General features: G+C 61.8%; 20 protein-coding genes. 6 read left to right on the forward strand and 14 right to left on the reverse strand.

The features are described 5' to 3' along the window. Window positions 1–122: 122 nt before the first annotated feature. Complete coding sequence (locus J0O65_RS28230) at window positions 123–206, forward strand: DUF1203 domain-containing protein (RefSeq protein WP_353056156.1); 84 nt, start codon at window positions 123–125, stop codon at window positions 204–206. Between the two features lie 72 nt (window positions 207–278). On the opposite strand, the gene J0O65_RS05040 is transcribed toward J0O65_RS28230, so the two are convergent. From J0O65_RS05040 to phaC, 3 genes are all read right to left on the reverse strand, one after another. Next, on the reverse strand, window positions 279–869 hold the full coding sequence (locus J0O65_RS05040) for a nucleotidyltransferase family protein (protein WP_215404681.1): 591 nt from the start codon (window positions 867–869) through the stop codon (window positions 279–281). Window positions 870–1,069: 200 nt separating this feature from the next. Beyond that, window positions 1,070–1,633, reverse strand: a complete 564-nt coding sequence (gene phaR, locus J0O65_RS05045; protein ID WP_010399000.1) for a polyhydroxyalkanoate synthesis repressor PhaR — start codon at window positions 1,631–1,633, stop codon at window positions 1,070–1,072. 224 nt (window positions 1,634–1,857) lie between these two features. Beyond that, entirely contained in the window at window positions 1,858–3,582 is a 1,725-nt protein-coding gene (phaC, locus tag J0O65_RS05050; RefSeq protein WP_251373440.1) for a class I poly(R)-hydroxyalkanoic acid synthase, read from the reverse strand. A gap of 105 nt (window positions 3,583–3,687) precedes the next feature. Here phaC and J0O65_RS05055 point away from each other — a divergent pair, with 105 nt between their 5' ends. Beyond that, a complete protein-coding gene (locus J0O65_RS05055) occupies window positions 3,688–3,909 on the forward strand; it encodes a hypothetical protein (RefSeq protein WP_307789224.1) in 222 nt (73 codons plus the stop codon). Window positions 3,910–3,925: 16 nt separating this feature from the next. Here J0O65_RS05055 and pgeF read toward each other — a convergent pair whose 3' ends face one another. Continuing rightward, window positions 3,926–4,711, reverse strand: coding sequence for a peptidoglycan editing factor PgeF (gene pgeF, locus J0O65_RS05060; RefSeq protein WP_215404685.1), 786 nt, complete (start codon window positions 4,709–4,711; stop codon window positions 3,926–3,928). Further along, window positions 4,711–5,736, reverse strand: a complete 1,026-nt coding sequence (locus J0O65_RS05065) for an RluA family pseudouridine synthase (RefSeq protein WP_215404688.1) — start codon at window positions 5,734–5,736, stop codon at window positions 4,711–4,713. Before J0O65_RS05065 ends, pgeF begins: the two co-directional genes overlap by 1 nt. 89 nt (window positions 5,737–5,825) lie before the next feature. Between J0O65_RS05065 and J0O65_RS05070 the strand changes: the two genes are divergently transcribed. Further along, the gene (locus J0O65_RS05070) at window positions 5,826–6,629 is read left to right on the forward strand and encodes an outer membrane protein assembly factor BamD (protein WP_152251933.1); all 804 of its coding nucleotides are present in this window, start codon (window positions 5,826–5,828) and stop codon (window positions 6,627–6,629) included. 37 nt (window positions 6,630–6,666) lie between these two features. On the opposite strand, the gene yaaA is transcribed toward J0O65_RS05070, so the two are convergent. Continuing rightward, window positions 6,667–7,437: a peroxide stress protein YaaA gene (yaaA, locus tag J0O65_RS05075; RefSeq protein ID WP_215404690.1), complete on the reverse strand. Its 771-nt coding sequence runs from the start codon at window positions 7,435–7,437 to the stop codon at window positions 6,667–6,669. A gap of 30 nt (window positions 7,438–7,467) precedes the next feature. On the opposite strand from yaaA, the gene J0O65_RS05080 reads away from it, so the two are divergent. The 3 genes from J0O65_RS05080 to J0O65_RS05090 all read left to right on the forward strand — a co-directional run bounded on the left by J0O65_RS05080 (window position 7,468) and on the right by J0O65_RS05090 (window position 10,314). Then, window positions 7,468–7,902 carry a putative toxin-antitoxin system toxin component, PIN family gene (locus tag J0O65_RS05080; RefSeq protein WP_215404692.1) on the forward strand — a complete coding sequence of 145 codons (435 nt, stop codon included), beginning with the start codon at window positions 7,468–7,470 and terminating at the stop codon, window positions 7,900–7,902. A gap of 82 nt (window positions 7,903–7,984) precedes the next feature. After that, complete coding sequence (locus J0O65_RS05085) at window positions 7,985–9,163, forward strand: pyridoxal phosphate-dependent aminotransferase (RefSeq protein WP_215404694.1); 1,179 nt, start codon at window positions 7,985–7,987, stop codon at window positions 9,161–9,163. 47 nt (window positions 9,164–9,210) lie between these two features. Beyond that, window positions 9,211–10,314, forward strand: coding sequence for an HD-GYP domain-containing protein (locus J0O65_RS05090; RefSeq protein ID WP_215404695.1), 1,104 nt, complete (start codon window positions 9,211–9,213; stop codon window positions 10,312–10,314). Window positions 10,315–10,352: 38 nt separating this feature from the next. On the opposite strand, the gene J0O65_RS05095 is transcribed toward J0O65_RS05090, so the two are convergent. The 8 genes from J0O65_RS05095 to mshL all read right to left on the reverse strand — a co-directional run bounded on the left by J0O65_RS05095 (window position 10,353) and on the right by mshL (window position 17,686). Continuing rightward, complete coding sequence (locus tag J0O65_RS05095) at window positions 10,353–10,811, reverse strand: nuclear transport factor 2 family protein (RefSeq protein WP_215404697.1); 459 nt, start codon at window positions 10,809–10,811, stop codon at window positions 10,353–10,355. A 195-nt stretch (window positions 10,812–11,006) separates the two neighbouring features. Further along, the gene (locus J0O65_RS05100) at window positions 11,007–11,687 is read right to left on the reverse strand and encodes a DUF2625 family protein (protein ID WP_215404699.1); all 681 of its coding nucleotides are present in this window, start codon (window positions 11,685–11,687) and stop codon (window positions 11,007–11,009) included. Window positions 11,688–11,775: 88 nt separating this feature from the next. Then, complete coding sequence (locus J0O65_RS05105; RefSeq protein WP_251373442.1) at window positions 11,776–12,678, reverse strand: alpha/beta hydrolase; 903 nt, start codon at window positions 12,676–12,678, stop codon at window positions 11,776–11,778. A gap of 87 nt (window positions 12,679–12,765) precedes the next feature. After that, window positions 12,766–13,197 (reverse strand): hypothetical protein, encoded by a 432-nt coding sequence (locus J0O65_RS05110; protein ID WP_215404703.1) that lies wholly within the window; start codon window positions 13,195–13,197, stop codon window positions 12,766–12,768. 2 nt (window positions 13,198–13,199) lie between these two features. Beyond that, window positions 13,200–13,841: a DUF2314 domain-containing protein gene (locus tag J0O65_RS05115; RefSeq protein WP_215404705.1), complete on the reverse strand. Its 642-nt coding sequence runs from the start codon at window positions 13,839–13,841 to the stop codon at window positions 13,200–13,202. Between the two features lie 75 nt (window positions 13,842–13,916). Beyond that, window positions 13,917–14,978, reverse strand: coding sequence for a tetratricopeptide repeat protein (locus J0O65_RS05120; protein WP_251373444.1), 1,062 nt, complete (start codon window positions 14,976–14,978; stop codon window positions 13,917–13,919). Between the two features lie 17 nt (window positions 14,979–14,995). Continuing rightward, window positions 14,996–15,898 (reverse strand): ExeA family protein, encoded by a 903-nt coding sequence (locus tag J0O65_RS05125; RefSeq protein ID WP_215404707.1) that lies wholly within the window; start codon window positions 15,896–15,898, stop codon window positions 14,996–14,998. Continuing rightward, complete coding sequence (gene mshL, locus J0O65_RS05130) at window positions 15,899–17,686, reverse strand: pilus (MSHA type) biogenesis protein MshL (protein WP_215404709.1); 1,788 nt, start codon at window positions 17,684–17,686, stop codon at window positions 15,899–15,901. Window positions 17,687–17,705 lie beyond the last annotated feature (19 nt).

A 17,705-nucleotide genomic window follows, 5' to 3' on the forward strand; every position in this document is an offset into this window, starting at 1 on the left:
ATGCCCACCCGATGTGAACGATGACTACCAGGCGGCATCCGTGCCGTCTGCCTGGATCGACTTGCAGAGCAAGAGCCGGATGGCGGACGCGCCTGAATATGTGGTAAACCCTGATTGAGCAGATCTTTGGCAATCAGGAAGTCAGCTATATCCACCTCCACAACGCCAGGCGCGGTTGCTACGCTGTCCGGGTGGACCGGGCATAGGTAGCAATGGATTGCATGTGCGATTCTCAGGCTCCTGCATCGCTTATCATCAAATGCAGGCTATGAGCTTGCTCAGTCCGGTTCCAAAGCACGGCAGGAAGCAGCACCTGGGAATTCAATACGTAGCTTGGGCCAGGTACCTTGCCAATTCTTGCCACGCACGCGGCCTGCGTAGACCGATTGCTTCGCTGTCAGAAATCGCTCTGTCGGCCGGACCACCAGATCGAAAAGATCATGCAGGCCGAAAGGAGCCGCTATATCGATGCCTGCAAGGTCATTGAGTCCCACACCCACGGCAGTGGCGGTTTCCGGCCAGTATCTCATGGCATCGGAAGCGGTCAGGTAAGGCAGGTCCGCATTGCGTTCATGCATACGCGCCTGATTCTTTACCGACCAGCCCAGCGTGCCGTCCCGCGCTCTTAAACTCGACTCAAGCATGGCGTCATGCGCCTGTGTCGCCTTGCTTGGGTCGTACCAGATGACGTCGATATCGTGAGGCAGTGGCGAAGGCGAACGTTGGTGCAAATGATCCCAGACACAGCATCGCACAAATCCCGCAGCAACCCAGCAATCGGGCAGATCAAGTTCCCTGACAAGACGAAGGACATGCATACGCTCATTATCGGCTGCAATCATTGCCTGCAATTGCTCAAGCAGCGCCATATATATACTCCTCGTGGACCTGCAGTTGCATATCAAACGAACGCTGAGATGTCATCCTTGCCGGACAGCGTCTGCCCATCAAGGAAAAATGGTTGCACCATGCTCCGATAAAAACCCGGCACACCGAGGCGATATGGCGCCTGAATGCACAACGGCACAGGAACTCCTGTGCCGTTGTGCGACGTAAAAACCGGATCAGCTTATTTTTTGTCCGTCGGCGGCACCGGCGGAACGAACGGGAAGGTGCCGAACAGATTCTTGCTCTGGCTCTGCATCTGCTCCTGCATCTGCACGAACAGGCTCTTGCTCTGGTCGATGTAGTTGTTCATCATGCCTTGCATCATCGGGCCCTGGACATTCATGAACTGGGTCCACATTTCCGGGCTGAAAGGCTTGCCTTCGAAACTGCCGGCCGACGTGCCCGTGAACTTGTGCTGGATATCGGTGAACGCTTGCACGTTCTTTTCCAGGTAGGATCCCATCATGCCCTGCATGGCGTGGCCATAGTAGCGGATGATCTGCGACAACACGCTGCTCGAGAACATGGGCGCGCCGTTCGCCTCCTCTTCCAAAATGATTTGCAGCAAGATGCTGCGCGTCAGATCTTCATTGGATTTGGCATCGACGACGGTAAACACTTCATTGTCCAACACCAGCTGCTTGACGTCCGTCAAGGTGATGTAGGAACTGGTTTGCGTGTCATACAGACGGCGGTTGGGATATTTTTTAATCAGGCGGTCTATACTTTTTTTTGCACTACTCATCACAAGTTCCACTTATTGCGCCGCAGCGCATACTGAGTTAATCCGAAAAAAAAGCGAACGTGGGTCCGCTTTCGCACCTGCCTACGTTTTCCATTATAGAGTGGAAAACGGCTCCATTGCACATCAGGGTAGTAGATTCCCGCATTTATTGCAACGCAACTAAAAGTAGATTCCTGACAAGACCGGTGATTACGCCAGTCTTGTCAGGCCAGAAGTTTTGCAAACTAGTCCGCCCTGACTTTAACATACCGCCCCGGCGCCGGCTCGATTGCCGCATGGCGTTTATTGCCCGGCTTGCCTGGCGCCTTCACCTGCGCGCCGCCGTGCTCGGCCAGGAAAGCCGCCCATTCGGGCCACCAACTGCCCACGTGCTCGGTCGCGCCTTCCATCCACTGCTCGGCCGTCAAGGGCTTGGCTTTCGCCGTGCGCGCGCCCTTGGCTGCGTCGTTGCTCCAGTAACTGCGCTTTTTCTTCGAGGCAGGATTGATCACGCCGGCGATGTGGCCCGAGGCACCGAGGATAAACCGGTTGGCTTTCGGTTTTTTCGGGTTCAGCAAGGCCGTGCTGGCATAGGCCGCGCCCCAGGGCACGATATGGTCTTCGCGCGAACCGTAGATGAAGGCGGGCGCGTCGATGCTGCTCAGGTCGACCTTTTCGCCGGCCACCATCAGCTTGCCCGGCACTTTCAGGCTGTTTTCCAGGTAAGTGTTGCGCAGATACCAGCAGAACATGGGACCCGGCAAGCCCGTGCCATCGCCATTCCAGTACAGCAAGTCGAACGCGGGCGGCTCCTTGCCCTTCAGGTAATTCGACTGCACGTAGTTCCACACGAGGTCGTTCGGCCGCAGGCTCGAGAACGTGCTGCCCAGGTCGCGTCCCGTCATCAGGCCACCCTTGGCCAGGGTTTGCTCGCGCAGCGCCACTTGCGGTTCGTCGATGAATACGTCGAGCGCGCCCGTGTCGCAGAAGTCGAGGAAGGTGGTCAACAGGGTCAGGCTGGCGGCCGGATTCTCGCCGCGCGCCTTGAGTACGGCCAAGGCCGTCGAGACGATGGTGCCGCCCACGCAAAAGCCGAACAGATTGAGCTTGTCCTGGCCGGAAATGTCCTGCGTGACACGGATGGCTTCGATCACGCCTTGCTCGACGTAATCGTCCCACGTCAGGTGCTGCATGCTCAGGTCAGGATTGCGCCAGGACATCAGGAACACGGTATTGCCCTGCTCCACCGCATAGCGCACGAGCGAGTTTTCCGGCTGCAAGTCAAGGATATAGAATTTATTGATGCACGGCGGCACCATCAGCAGCGGCCGCTGGTGTACCGTGGGGGTGCTTGGCGTGTACTGGATCAGCTGGAACAAGGCGTTTTCAAACACCACCGTGCCCGGCGTCGTGGCCACGTTGCGGCCCACTTCGAAGGCCGATTCGTCCGATTGCGAGATGCGGCCTTTCTGCATGTCGGCCAGCATGTTGCTCAAGCCCTTGGCCAGGCTTTCGCCCTTGGTCTCGATCAGGGTTTGCTGGGCGTCGGGGTTGGTGGCAAGAAAATTGGCGGGCGACATGGCGTCAACGATTTGCTGCACGGCAAACGCAATCTTTTGCTTCTGGTGCGGCGTCGCTTCCACGGCGTCGGCCATGGCGCTGAGGAACTCCGCGTTCAGCAAATAGGCGGCCGCATTGAAGGCCGACAGGGGGCTGGCGTGCCAGGCGGGCGCGGCGAAGCGGCGGTCCTTCAGCTCCGGCGTCTTGCCGGCCATAAAGTCGGCCCACAAGCCCGTCAGCTTGGCCACGTAGGCATTTTTCAGTTGCTCGATCGCTTCCGGCTTGATGCTGGCGCCCGCATCCTGCAAAATGCCGGCAATCGGATTGCCCTGGGGCTGCGGTACCATGTTGAACCACGTCTTCCACTGCTCAGGATTGCTGATCTGCGCCATCCATTCCTTGGTCATCATTTGAGGATCGGGCATATTCATAGATGTATGTAAGTCCATTCAAGAATTAATAAATAACTACTTCCGGGCCACCTGCATGCAAACTCTTACTGACTGCCACTACTCATGATGCTCATGACCGCTGTTGCCTGGATCTATGTCGTCGGCCTCATGGCGCTGACGGAACCGTCCATCGTCGCCGGGGTGATGACCTTCGTGCTGTACTGCGTCATCCCCCTGTCCATCCTATTCTATCTGACGGGCTCGCGGCGACGCAAACGCAAGGCTGAGCTAAAAGCGCGCGCGCTTGCCTCAGCAGACGATAAAACAAAAACGGCAGACACATAAGTGTCTGCCGTGCAGATTATTTGCGCCAGATCAAGCTGGCCTGTCTTCCCGTGACGCCATCGCGCCGGTACGAGTAAAACTGCGCCGCATCGCTGACGGTGCAATACTCGCCGCCCGCCACTTGCGCCACGCCGTCGCGCAGCAGCATGGTACGCGCCAAGGCATAAATGTCGGCCAGATACTTGCCAGGCTTGCCAGCGATGGCGACGAAGGAAGCGCTCAGCACTTGCCGCTCGGCAGCGTCGCGCGCGCCATCCTGGAACGCTTGCAGCACGTCCTGCCCCACTTCGAATTGCTGCGGACCGATGGCCGGCCCCAGCCAGGCGAGGATATCCGTCGCGCCCTGCGCCCGCATGGCTTGCACCGTGCGCTGCAAGACGCCGTTGGCCAGGCCGCGCCAGCCCGCATGGGCCGCACCGACGACCAGGCCGTCCGTCGAACAGAACAGCACCGGCAGGCAATCGGCCGTCATCACCACGCACACGGCGCCCGGCTGCGTTGCCACGCTGGCGTCGGCGTCCGGCACGCAGCCGCCCAGGCTGGCGGCGTCGGCCACGGCCACGCCATGCACCTGCGACAGCCAGGCAGGCTGGGATGGCAAGGCGCCCGCCAGCCGCGCGCGGTTGGCAGCCACATGCGCGGCCGCGTCACCCACGTGCGTACCCAGGTTCAAGCCACCGCCGCCCTGCCCGTCACCATACGGTCCCTGGCTGACGCCGCCCGCGCGCACGGTCGCCAGCGCGCCCACGTTGGCGGGCAGGCCGGGCCAATGGGGAGTGATATAAGGCAAGGCAGCCGTCATCAGACCTGTTCCGGCTCGGGAATGCCGGCCGTGGCGATCAGTTGGGCGAAATCATCGGCCAGCGGCACGATCCACTCGCACGCTTCCAGGGTGCCCGGATGCACGAGACCCAGGCGGCGCGCCTGCAGCGCCTGACGCGAAAAGACGGACACCAGGTGCTGCTTGCCGTACACGTAGTCACCGACCAGCGCGAAGCCCAGGTGCTGCATGTGCACGCGGATCTGGTGCGTGCGGCCTGTTTCCAGACGGCATTGCATCAGGCTCACGGGACGGCGGTCGAGTTCGCCGCTGCCGATCAATTCATAGTGCGTGATGGCGGGCTTGGCCGTGAAATTTTCCGACACGGCCATCTTGACCCGGTCGCGCGGGTGGCGCGCGATCGACGCATCGATGGTGCCCGCCTGTTTCGGCGTGCCCCACACGAGGGCGAAATACTCGCGCTTGACGGTGCGCGCCTGCAACTGGCGCACCAGGTCCGTTTGCGAGGCCAGGGTCTTGCCGACGACCATCAGGCCGCTGGTATCCTTGTCCAGGCGGTGCACGATGCCGGCGCGCGGCACGCCGGCCAGTTGCGGGCAGTGGTGCAGCAGGCCGTTGAGCAGGGTGCCCGACCAGTTGCCGGGGCCCGGATGCACGACCAGTCCGGCCGGTTTGTTGATGACGATGATATGCTCATCTTCGTGCACGATGTTCAATTCCATCGCTTCCGGCTTAAAAGCCTCGTCTTCCGGCGCGCTTTGCGGCAGAATGACGATCTTCTCGTCGCCATAGGCGGTCATGTTGCGTTTGGCAACTTTTCCATCGACGGTCACGAAACCGGCTTCCAGCCACAATTGCAGGCGGCTGCGCGAATATTGCGGCACCAGCTGGGCGATGACTTTATCGAGGCGGTGGCCGCAGGCGTCCGGCGTCAGTTCCAATGTAATCGGGGCCATTTCCTCGAAGACGTCGTCGGCGGCAAAATCGCCGTCAAACGCCTCTTCGGCAGCATGGTCAGAAAGGGAGTCAAACGCGGGGTCAGCCAAATTAGGCTTCGGAGTTAATATCACAGCATTCCCATCGGCTATAATCAGCCTATTGTAAAATCTTGGTTAAAACCTTCTTGCAAAACGTCATGCAAAAAAAATTATCGTTGGTAGTCGCTTCAGTCGTTCTGCTCGGCATGTCCGCTTGCAGCTTGTTGCCTGAAAAAGTGGATGAGACCAAAAACTGGTCCGTTACGAAATTATACTCGGAGGCGCGTGAAGAAATGGCCGGGCAGCACTATGAAGCTGCAATCGGCCTGTTCCAGAAGCTGGAGGCTAACTATCCTTTCGGCAACTATGCTCTGCAAGCGCAGATGGAGATCGCTTACGCGTATTATAAGTCGGGAGACCAGGCTCAGGCACTGGCCGCCGTCGAACGCTTCATCAAGTTGCATCCGAACCACGCCAATGTGGACTATATGTACTACTTGCGGGGCCTGATCAGCTTTAACGATCAGATCAGCTTCCTGAACTTCCTGTACGAGCAAGACCCGACCGAGCGCGACCCGAAAGCCACGCGCGAAGCGTTTGCCGCGTTCAAGCAACTGGTCGATAAGTTCCCAAATAGCAAATATGCGCCCGATTCGCTGGCCCGCATGAACTATTTGATCGATGCCATGGCGAAATACGAAGTGCACGTGGCGCGCTATTACTACCGCCGCGGCGCCTACCTGGCCGCCGCCAACCGCGCGCAAACGACGGTCAGCGATTTTTCCGCCTCGCCCGCCATCGAAGAAGCGCTGTTCATCATGTACCGCTCGTACGACAAGCTGGGCTTGACCGACCTGCGCGACGATACCTTGCGCGTGCTGACCAAGAACTACCCGAACACGGCATTCCTCAGCCCGGAAGGGGTGAACAAGGAACGCAAGTGGTGGAAATTCTGGCAGTAAGCTGCAATAAAAAACCGGGCTAGCCCGGTTTTTTTACTTATTCGCCCACTTTGCGCCTAAATACCCAACTAGTATCGTTCGATGCTTCCGGCACGAAACCGTAGCCGTCCACGTCGAACTGCTTGAGCTGCTGCGGGTCGCGGATCTGGTGAACGGCGGCATAGCGGGCCAGCATGCCGCGCGCGCGCTTGGCGTAGAAGGAGATGATTTTATACTTGCCGTTCTTCCAATCCTCGAACACGGGCGCGATGACGGGCACCTCCAGCTGGCGCGGTTTGACGGATTTGAAATATTCTTCGGAAGCAAGATTAACCAGCACCTTGGCGCCCTGCTCCCTGGCCGCGCGGTTCAGACCGTCGGTGATGGTGTCGCCCCAGAACGCATACAAATCCTTGCCGCGCGTGGTCGACAAACGCGTGCCCATTTCCAGGCGGTGCGGGTGGATCAGGTCCAGCGGGCGCAGCAAGCCATACAGGCCCGACAGGATGCGCACGCGCGACTGGGCATAGTCGAGCTGGGCCGGCTGCAGGCTGCGCGCCTCGAAACCGGCGTACACGTCGCCATTGAAGGCCATGATGGCCTGGCGCGCGTCGTCCAGTTGCGGCGTCCAGGACGCGTAGCGGGCCACGTTGAGGGCCGACAAGGCGTCGGAAATACCCATCAGGCTGCCCACTTCGGCCGGCGAGAACTGGCGCATGCGGGCGATCAGCTGGGCGGAATGGTCGAGAAAATCGGGGGTGCTGTGCAACGAGGTTGTTGGCGGCGTCTCCAGGTCGAGACTCTTGGCGGGCGAAAGCACGATCAACATAAATTATCACTACAGAATAGAATTGCCGACATGATACCTGCTCCACAAAAACTCGTCCTCGACACCAACGTCTGCCTCGACCTGTTCGTCTTCAACGACCCGCGCTGGGCGCCTTTGCTGGCGGCCATGGAAAGCGGCGCCGTGCACGCCATCACGCGTGAAGATTGCCGCGCGGAATATCTGGTCGTCTTGCATTACAAACATTTGCCGCTGGACGAAGCCAGCCGCGCGGTGGCCGCCGCCCGCTTCGACGCCCACATCACGGTGGTGGCGCCGCCCGTCTCTGGCGTGCGCCTGCCCGTCTGCACGGACAAGGATGACCAGAAATTCCTTGAACTGGCGCGCGACGCCAACGCCGACATCCTCATCACCAAGGACAAGGCCCTGCTGAAACTGGCCCGCAAGACGGCCAAGGCCGGCATGTTCAAGATCATGCTGCCGGAAGGCTGGGCCTTGCCGGGCTGAGCCATCGAGGCCTGCACGGAACGCCACGCGCTGCGCTAGAATGGGAAACGATTCCACTTTCCGCACCGCGACCCTACCGTACATGAACAGCCCGTCCCTGCCCCACCTGACTCCCACCCTGACCAGCCGTTTGCCTCTCGTGGGCACCACCGTGTTTACCCGCATGTCCAGCCTGGCGGCCCAGCATGGCGCCGTCAACCTGGGCCAGGGCTTTCCCGATTTCGATTGCGACCCGGCGCTGGTCGATCTGGTCGGCGACGCCATGCGCGCCGGCCACAACCAGTATCCGATGATGACGGGCGCCGCGCCCCTGCGCGAAGCGATTGCCGCCAAGATCGCCAGCCTGTACGGCCACAGCTATGACCCGGGCACGGACATCACCGTCACGGCCGGCGCCACGCAGGCGCTCACCACGGCGATCCTGTGCTGCGTGCATCCGGGCGACGAAGTCATCGTCATCGAACCGGCCTACGACAGCTATCTGCCCGCCATCGCCCTGGCCGGCGGCGTGCCCGTGCTGGTGGCCATGCAAGTGGGTGAACAAGGCTACAGCGTGCCGTGGGACACGCTGGCCGCCGCCGTCGGCCCCAGGACACGCTTGATCATCATCAATACGCCGCATAACCCGACGGGCACGATTTTGCGCCCGTCCGATATCGCCGCGCTGGCCGACATCGTGCGCGGCACGCAAATATTGATCTTGTCCGACGAAGTCTACGAGCACATGGTGTACGACGGCGTGCCGCACGCCTCGCTGAGCCGCCACCCGGAACTGGCGGCGCGCAGCTTCATCGTTTCCAGCTTCGGCAAGACGTATCATGTGACGGGCTGGAAGGTCGGCTATGTGGCGGCCCCGGCTAGCCTGACGGCGGAGTTCCGCAAGGTGCACCAGTACAATGTGTTTACCGTCAACACGCCCATGCAGCACGGCATCGCCGGCTACATGGCCAAGCCGCAGCCCTATCTGGACTTGCCCGCGTTTTACCAGCGCAAGCGCGACCTGTTCCGCGACGGCCTGGCGGGCAGCCGCTTTACCCTGCTGCCGGCCGACGGCACGTATTTCCAGTGCGTGCGCTACGATGCCATTTCGCAAGAGACCGAAGCGCAGTTCGCCGAATGGCTGACGACGGAAATCAAGGTGGCCGCCATTCCCGTGTCCGCGTTTTATGCGCAGGGCAAGGAGTCGGGCATCGTGCGCTTCTGCTTTGCCAAGCAAGACGAGACCTTGCGCCTGGCGCTGGAGCGCCTGCGCAGCATATAACCGAGCACTGAGCATGGCTTCGCTGCGGCGGAGCAAAGGAAGACAGCATGGTACAACGTCGCATCGGCCCGGCCGACCTGGTTCCCGGCGAACCCCTGCCCTGGGATTTGTTTCTGGCTGACCATAGTGCCGGCCCGCAACTGCGCAAGGGGCAGATCATCACGGATGGCGCGCAGCTGGGGCGACTAATGCAGCTGGGCCTGTACGTGGGCGCGCCCGAGCAGCCGTCCGTCTTGCGCCTGCTCAATGAGGCGGCGCAGCGCCTGGAACGGCTGCTGCTGGACTTGCGCAGCGAAAGCAATGCCGAACGCGACGTGCGCGACCTCGCCCGCGAACTGCTGCGCGCGCTTGAGCACGATGCCGACATCGCCCTGGCCAGCATCCTGCTCAACCAGATCGCCGGCAGCTACGCCGTGCGCCACTGCATCGAAACGGCGCTGCTTGCCATGCAGGTGGGGCGCAGCATGCACAAGTCCCGCGATGAATTGCTGTTGATCGGCGCGGCCGCGCTGACGATGAACGTGGGCATGCTGCGCCACCACGACAGTTTCCAGGACCGCCGCGGCCCGCTGAATGACGACGAAATGCGCATCGTGCGCCAGCATCCGCAGGAAAGCGCGGAATTGCTGCGCTGCGCGGGCGTCGATGACGAGGAATGGCTGAGCTGCGTGCTCTTGCACCATGAAAACGACGATGGCAGCGGCTACCCGCAGGGGCGCACGGCCGATGACATCCTGCAAAATGCCAAGCTGATCGGCCTGGCCGACCGCTATTGCGCCCGCGTCTCGGCGCGCAACTACCGCCGCTCCATCGTGCCCGACCAGGCACTGCAGCACATCTTCCTCGACCAGGGCGTGCCCATCGACCCTCTGCTGGGCGAACAGTTCGTCAATCTGCTGGGCAAGTATCCGCCAGGCACCCTGGTGCGCCTGCGCAGCGGCGAACTGGGGGTGGTGATGCAACGGGGCGCCGCCCACGTGCATCCGCTCAGCGATCCGCTGGGCGCGCCGCTGGCCGCCGCCGAGCTGGCGCAACTGCCCGCGCGCGACACGGCGGACAGCCGCTACGCCATCGTTTCCTCGCTGCACGAAGACGATGCCGGCCTGCATTTCAGCATGCGCAATGTGTGGGGCGACGAGGCGCGGCTGTAGGCTGGCAGGGAAAGGCCGGCGCCAGACCCAATGTCAGCTTACGGTTTCGGCGGACGGATACCGGTGTACTGTGCGCTGACCAGCAACCATTGCTTGTCAACAAGCCGCGCCACATACCCGGCGCGCAGGGCGAAGGTGCGGGCGCCCCCCTCCTGATTGACACGGTAGGACAGCCGCGCCGAGATGAGCGCCGTATCGCCCAACAGGCGCACCACCGGCTCATCGACCTGGAGCTGGGGACTCGGCCGCTTCTGCTCTGGCCCATAGAACGAGAGCATTTTTTCACGCCCGTCCACCTCGCCGACCGGCGATATCTCCACATAATTCTCGGCCGTGGTGGCTTTCAAGGCACCTTGATCAAAGTTATTCTGCGCCTGCGCATGGCGCTGCACCAAGGCCAGCAGTTCGACATCGGCGGGAGCCGCGTGCGCGCTGCCGATCACGCCGACAGCGCCCAGCAGGCAGGTGGAAAGAACATGTGGAAGGGTCAATTTCATGCGTATCATCCTGGTCGAGGTCATGGAGGGGCGTCCGTTGCCTGCCGCGACAGTACGGGACACTCGCTTGCGGGCAACTCATCACGAGAAAGCCCAACATATGCTATCCCCTTGCCATTTTCTGACACCGGCCATTGCGACAAACTGCTGGATTCGGGGATTGAAACGTCATTTCGCCGGCCCGCAAGCCATGCCTCAACTCGCACCCGCAGGCGCATCCAGCAACTTCTGTTTCAGGTCGAGGTTGAGCGCCCACTGCTCCGCCACGGGAATGGCGCGCCGCGAACTGGTCTTGAGGGAACCCTCTTGCGTCCACAGACATGGATAAAAGTTCAGGCATAGCTCGCCGGGCAAGGGCAATTCGGGCAATTCGGGTAATTCGTCAAAGCCATCCGCATCGCCAGGCTGCCGGCCGTAGAACTGCCGCAACCGGCTGCTAAAGGCCCATTCGACGAACGCCGTGAAGCCGATCTCCAGCGCTTCCCACTCCAGCGTCTCGGGGGCAAGGTAATACAGCTTGCCCTGGTCGGCCCCGAGCGCGCCGCCGTTGATGGCAAAAAAACCGCCGAGCACGTCATCGGCCACCAACAGAAAGCCCTCGGCCTTGCCTTCATTCCACTTAGCAATATTCCGGCCCAGCTTGTCATGGCCCGATCCCAGTATCCGCAGCCAGCCCTCATCCACCAGGATGCCCCCCGTTTCATAGGCGATCGCGCCGAGGGGGGAACGCGTGGTGACCTGCAGGCTCAGCAGCACATCCTCCCTGCCGGCCGAGGGCGACAGCAACTCCACCGGAATGTCGGCCTCGCTGGCCCATTGCCGGATCAGCGGAAACGCCGGATCTTCAGTATCCAATAATTCATTCAATGTACGCATGTCAGCTGACCTTATCGATGACCGCTTCCGGCGGTCGGAATCTGCATGGCGACGCCGGCACTGTCTGGCGGGCGGCGCCCGGCACCGTTCATTTTGCGGACGTCAGATACGCCCGCAATCCATGCGTGAGCAAAAGCGGAAACACGCTCGCGTGATCTTCATCCTCGAAGACGCGCAAACGGGTTTTCAAGCCGGGGAACTTGCGCGATTTCAACTTCCCGTCGAACTCGCGCAAGTCGGCCAGCATGTCGGCCTCTTCCTCCAAACGCGAACGCTTCTTGCCTGCCGCCAGCTTTTCCAGGCCGCCGATGCCGAAGAATACGGAAGCGGGCAAGTCCTTGTGGCTGGCCGCATACGCCTGTTCGCGGTCGAACATGACGCCGGCGTCGTACCACAGCGACGGGCTGCCGAGGATGTAATGCTCGAAGGTGCGCGGTTCCGTCAGCAGGAATTGCAAGCCCAGCAGGCTGCCGTAGGAATGGCCGATGAACACCTTGCGCTGCATGTTCACGCGATAGTGACTGGCGATAAAGGGGAACACCTCGCCCGAGACGAACTGGCCATACGCCTTCGCTTCGCCGAACGCCGGCTGGCGTCCCGGCATGTCCGAGCGGTAATCATGCTTGCGCGGCGTGGTGGGCGTGTAGTCGCGGCGGCGACTGTACACCCCGCCGTCGCCATTCGCGTACGACAAGCCGACCACGATGACTTCTTCCATCCCGGCATGCTTGTTCAGGCGCTGCGCGATATTGCGCACGACGGGAAACGCATAATTGGCGTCGGTGACGAACAGCACCGGATAGCGCTTATTTCCCTGCCGATAGGAATCGGGCAAGGCGACATATAGCTGATAGTCGCGTTTGAGGGCTTGCGCGCGGATGTCGCGCACTTCCGTATTCTCAAGGACGTAGCTGGCGGGGGCGCTGGCGGGGGCAGCCAGCGCGCTGTTGCACAGACAGCAGAACGCAAAGAGCAGGCTAAACGATTTCAAATGGGTTTCCTTCTTTATCACAGTAAACATGCGACAGCCACATCAATGTCGCAGGGAATTTCACAGGCGAGGTCGGCAACAATACCGTCAAAACTCGCCAGGCATGATCAAATCTTGCGGCAACGAAACAGGCGCGATCGCCAGCAACGCAGGCGGAATAGATTGGGCGGCTTGCAGCTCATCTTCCGCCAGGCATTGATACTTGACGATGAAATGCGCTACATGGCTCAGATACTGCTCGATCAGATTACGATACGGCTCACTGACACGCTCCGACTTCAACGCCAGCAGCGCCCCATGCGCGCGCTGAAGGAAGATCGGAATCATATAATAGTTCTTGCTCAAGAAAAGTCCCGTCACCTGGTTGACGTAGCACACCAGGGCATAAGTCGGACTGGCCATGCGATAACACTGATCCGGGCAAAGGCGCGGCGAATTGATATGTTCCTGGTATCGCTTGATTTCCTGACGGGCGTCTTTCGCACCTTCGCGTTCATTTCGCACGACGTTTCCTTTCATGCCTATTCATGAGCAAGGTCTGCCACATGCAGGGGATGAAACGAGATAAGGTCGCCGTATTTGGCCGCCGGATGCTGCGGATCATTCTCGATGGTGCCGGTGTACCAGCCCTCCTCTTCATCGATGCCGGTCACTAGCACCCACATTCTTTCGCACTGGCCATCTTCGCGCGCACCATCTTCGGCGGCGAAGCGAAAAACCAGTTTCACGCACGAACCGATGGCCAGTTGCTCGCGCACTTCCACAGGCGGCGGCTTGATATCTGTCAAAAACTGGGCAAGCCAGATGGCGTCTTCCAGATAATAGCCATGCTCCGAAAACGAGGGAAATGGATTGTCCTTGAAACGCTCCCAGCTTCCTGCGCCTGCATTCCATTGCGCGCTCCAGCCATAGGGCAAGTCATGCAGGCGCGCCAGCAAATCATCGGTACCTATCATGTATGCCAGACTGACGATTTTGACGGAGGTCGATACCGTTGCGCCTGGCGCGCCGTGAAATTGCCAATCCCCTTCGTAATCATGGGACACATGCACGACGGGAGCACCATTCAATACCTCCGTGGTCGTGAAGCAGGCAGTATTGGGAGCATCGGAGAATTTCCAGGCAGTCGTCATCTTGTTTGCGGGATCATCCGCTTCAGTCATGTGGTACTGATCCATCCCCCCACTGCCTGCGATGTCGCTGGCGGGGGATATGGAAGTGATGCGCTCGGCTAGCGCTTATTTGGTGGTAACCGCCGTCAGCTGCACCAGCTTGCGCTCGACAAACGCCTGCAGCTGGGGCGACAGGGTTTGCAAGCCCTTGGCCCGCTCGAACGCCTGGCGCGCCTGGGCCGGGTGGTTGTCGGCCTGCAGGGCGATGCCGAGACCCATCCACCAGACGCTGTTGTCGGGTGCCGCCTGCAGGGCCTGCTGGTAGTGCTCGGACGCTTCGCGGTAGCGCTGCTCGCGCTGCAGCACGCCGGCCAGGAAGGCGTGGTATTCGCCGCTGTCGCTGGCGTACGGCAAGCTGCGCATGAGAGTGTCGAGGGCGGCCGCGCCGCCGCCGGTTTTATCCAGCTGCAAACGGGCCAGCATCATCGCCTGTGCCGGCTGTTTCGGGTCCAGCGCCAGGCTCAACTGCAACTGGCGGGCCGCCTCGTCGGGGCGCTGCGCTTCGAGCAGCAGGCGCACCAGCGTTTCGCGCGCGCCCTGGTGGCGCGGGTCCAGCTCCAGGGTCTGCTGCAAGGCCAGCATGGCGTCGGACACGCGGCCATCCTGCAACTGGGCCAGCGCGCGCCGGTATGCATTCTCCACGCGCTGCTGCGGCGTGACTTGCTTGCCATCGACGATGCGCTCGCTGGCGGCCGGTGCCGGCGTCTTCACCACGACCACAGGGGCGGGCTTGACGGCTTGTTCCGTGATGCGGCGCAATTCGGCTGGCCGCGCCTTGACAGGCGCGGGGGCGGCTTCCTCGGCCTCGAACACGGGTTCCGCTTCAACCGCCACGACGGGCACCGCTGCGGCGACCACCACTGGCACGGGAGCAACGGCCGCAGGCACGGGCGCCGGAACGGAAGTGCTGGCAACATTGACCAGCACGGGCGGCACGGGCGGGCGTTTCAGGTAAACCCAGCCCAGGGCGATGGCGGCGGCCGTCAAGCCGGCCGCGCCGCCGAAGACCAGCGCGCGCGAGACGCCCCGCTCGCGTTCGGGCACCGAGCGGATGCCGGCCGCGTCGCCGCGTCCATCGGGGGTGCCGCGCGCATCGAGGTCTTGCAACATCTTGTTAATCAGGCTCATCTACAGGCTCATCTTCGTCATCGGTTCAATAAGGTCCAGCTCACGCCGCAGGCGGCCAGCACGCCGGCGCCGGCCAGCCACGGCCATGGCCGCCGCCACAAGCGGCGCGGCTTGCCGGCCAGGGTATCGCTGGCGGCCAGCGCCACATGGCGGGCGCCCACTTGCTGCCGTCCTTCGCCATACGCCACCATCAACGCCTTGTGCGCCATGATGTTGATCAGGCGGGGAATGCCGCCGGATGCCTGGTACAGCTTGCCCACGCCGCCACGGCTGAACAGGCGCGCGCCGTCGAAACCGGCCACGCGCAGGCGGTGCGCCACATAAAAATCCACGTCGTCGCGCGAAAGCGGACCCAGGTGGTAATGAAAGGTGATGCGCTGCGCCAATTGGCGGATTTCCGGCAGGGCCAGCTTGACGTCCAGTTCCGGCTGGCCGAACAGCACGATTTGCAGCAGCTTGCGCTTTTCCGTTTCCAGGTTCGTCAGCAGGCGCAAGGCTTCCAGGCTGTCGACGGGAATCGCCTGCGCCTCGTCCAGGCACAGCAGCACGCGCTTGCCCTGCGCCGCCAGGTTGAGCAGGCGCAGGTTGAGCGACTTGAGCAGTTGATGCTGATCAGCATCTTTCTCCAGCAACACATCGAGGTCGTCCGCCAGCGCCAGGATCAGCGAACGGGGCGGCAAGTTCGGATTCGGGATATAGGCCGTGACGAAGTCCGGCCCCAAGGATTGCATGAACTTGCGGCACAAAAAGGTTTTACCAGTCCCCACTTCGCCAGTGATCTTGATGAAGCCCTCGCCATTGCGCGCCGCCACCAGCAAGGTGTTGAGCGCCTTTTGCGACTGCGGGCCGTTGAAGAAGAAACTGGTATCGGGCGTGAGGCCGAACGGCGCCTCGCGCAAGCCGAAATGGGCCTGGTACATTTAGCGCCGCTCCGACGGACGGCGCGGGTCGAGCGCCTCGATGCGTTTGCCCGAATCGAGCAAGTCCTCGTTCCAGCTATTGGCGCCATCGACGATGGTCGGCTTGATCAGCACCACCAGCTCGCGCTTCTGGATCACCTGTCCCGTGTTGCGGAACAGCGCGCCCAGCACGGGGAGATCGCCCGCGCCCGGCACTTGCGAGCGGTCCGCCGTGGTGGCCTGGCGCATCAGGCCGCCGATGGCGACGATGCGGCCATCCTGGCTGCGCACCATGCTGTCCATCTCGGACGTGCTCGATGCGGCCAGCGGCAGCTTCAGCGAACCGGCGCTGCCCAGGTCGATTTCCTTGCTGATGGTCGACACCTGGCTGACGGACGGATGTACGTGCAGGATGATGTTGCCGTCCGCATCGATCTGCGGCGTGACGTCCAGCACCACGCCGGAAAAGAACGGCTGCAAGGTCACGTTGGGGCTGGTGGTCGCGCCGCTGGCCGTCGTATTCGTCGTGGTCGACACGCCCGTCACGTAAAACTCGTCCGTGCCGATCTTCAGCACGGCCTTCTGGTTATTCATGGTGGCGATGCGCGGGCTCGACAGTACGTGCACTGAGCCTTGCGATTCGAGGAAGGAAATCATGGCGGCGAAATTGGCCGTCTGGAAAGCCAGGCCGAACATGGAGCCAGCCGAGGTCGCCGCCGAACTGAGACCAAAGCCGCTGCTGGCCGTCAAGCCGCTGCCATTCGTCATGTTGGGCGGCTGGCCGCCGTTGAACGGCAGCGGCGCCAGGGTGCCGCCCGGCTGGATGAAGCCCGTCGAGATGCGGTTCGTGTGGCCGCTTTTGATCGAGGCGAACGAGGCCCAGTTGATGCCCGTCTGCGTGTTGTCGTTGAGCTCGACTTCGAGGATTTTCGCTTCCAGGATCACCTGGCGGTCGACGGACAGCTGCGTGGCCTTCAAATACATGTCGACATTGCGCAACTCTTCCGGCATGGCGCGGATGACGATCACGCCCGACTGCGGACTGAGCACCACTTGCCGCCCCCCTTCGCTGCTGCCGACGATGGCTTCCAGCGCCGCCCGCAATTCCGGCCAGAAATCCGCCGTCGACGAGGTGGTCAGGTTGCTGCTGTCCAGGGTGCGGCCGCCCTGGCCGCCATTCGTTTGCTGGTTCTGCTCGTTGTTGTTGCCCTGGTTGTTATTGCCGCTATTGCCGCTATTGCCCGAGCCGCCCGAGTTGGTCGAACCGACCGAGCCTACCGAGGTCGACGACACGCGCAGGTTGGAACTGCCGCGGCGCGCGCCCGTCAGGTAATTGACATGGAACAAACGCGTCTGCATGGTCAGGGGCTTGATGTAGATCTGCGTGCCCTCGACCTTGTAATCGTAGCCATACAGTTCGCGCACGGCGTCGAGCGCCTGGAACAGGGTCACGTCCTTCAGGTTGGCGGAAATCGTGCCGCCGATGTCGGGATGGACCAGCATGTTGTAGCGCGTGCCGGCCACGATGGAGCTGAAGAACTGGCGCGCCGGCACATTGTTGAACGCCACGTTGAAGCGCTCGTCGAGCGCGGCGCGGGCCTTCGGCAATTGCTGCGCCAGGGCCGCGACGGGCGGCAGCAGCGCCGCTTCCACGGCGTCCGGCTGGGCCGCTGGCGCCGTCGTGGCCGCCGCGCCCTTGACGGCATCGGTGATCGCATTATAGGTGTCACGCTTGACGGGCGCGACATTGCAGCCGCCCAGGCCCAGGCTGACGCTGATGACAGCCGCCATCGTACTGATCTTGAACATGCTCGCCTTGTGTTGATTG

This window comes from Janthinobacterium sp. JC611, assembly GCF_018682595.1.
In the GTDB taxonomy this organism is placed as follows: domain Bacteria; phylum Pseudomonadota; class Gammaproteobacteria; order Burkholderiales; family Burkholderiaceae_D; genus Janthinobacterium.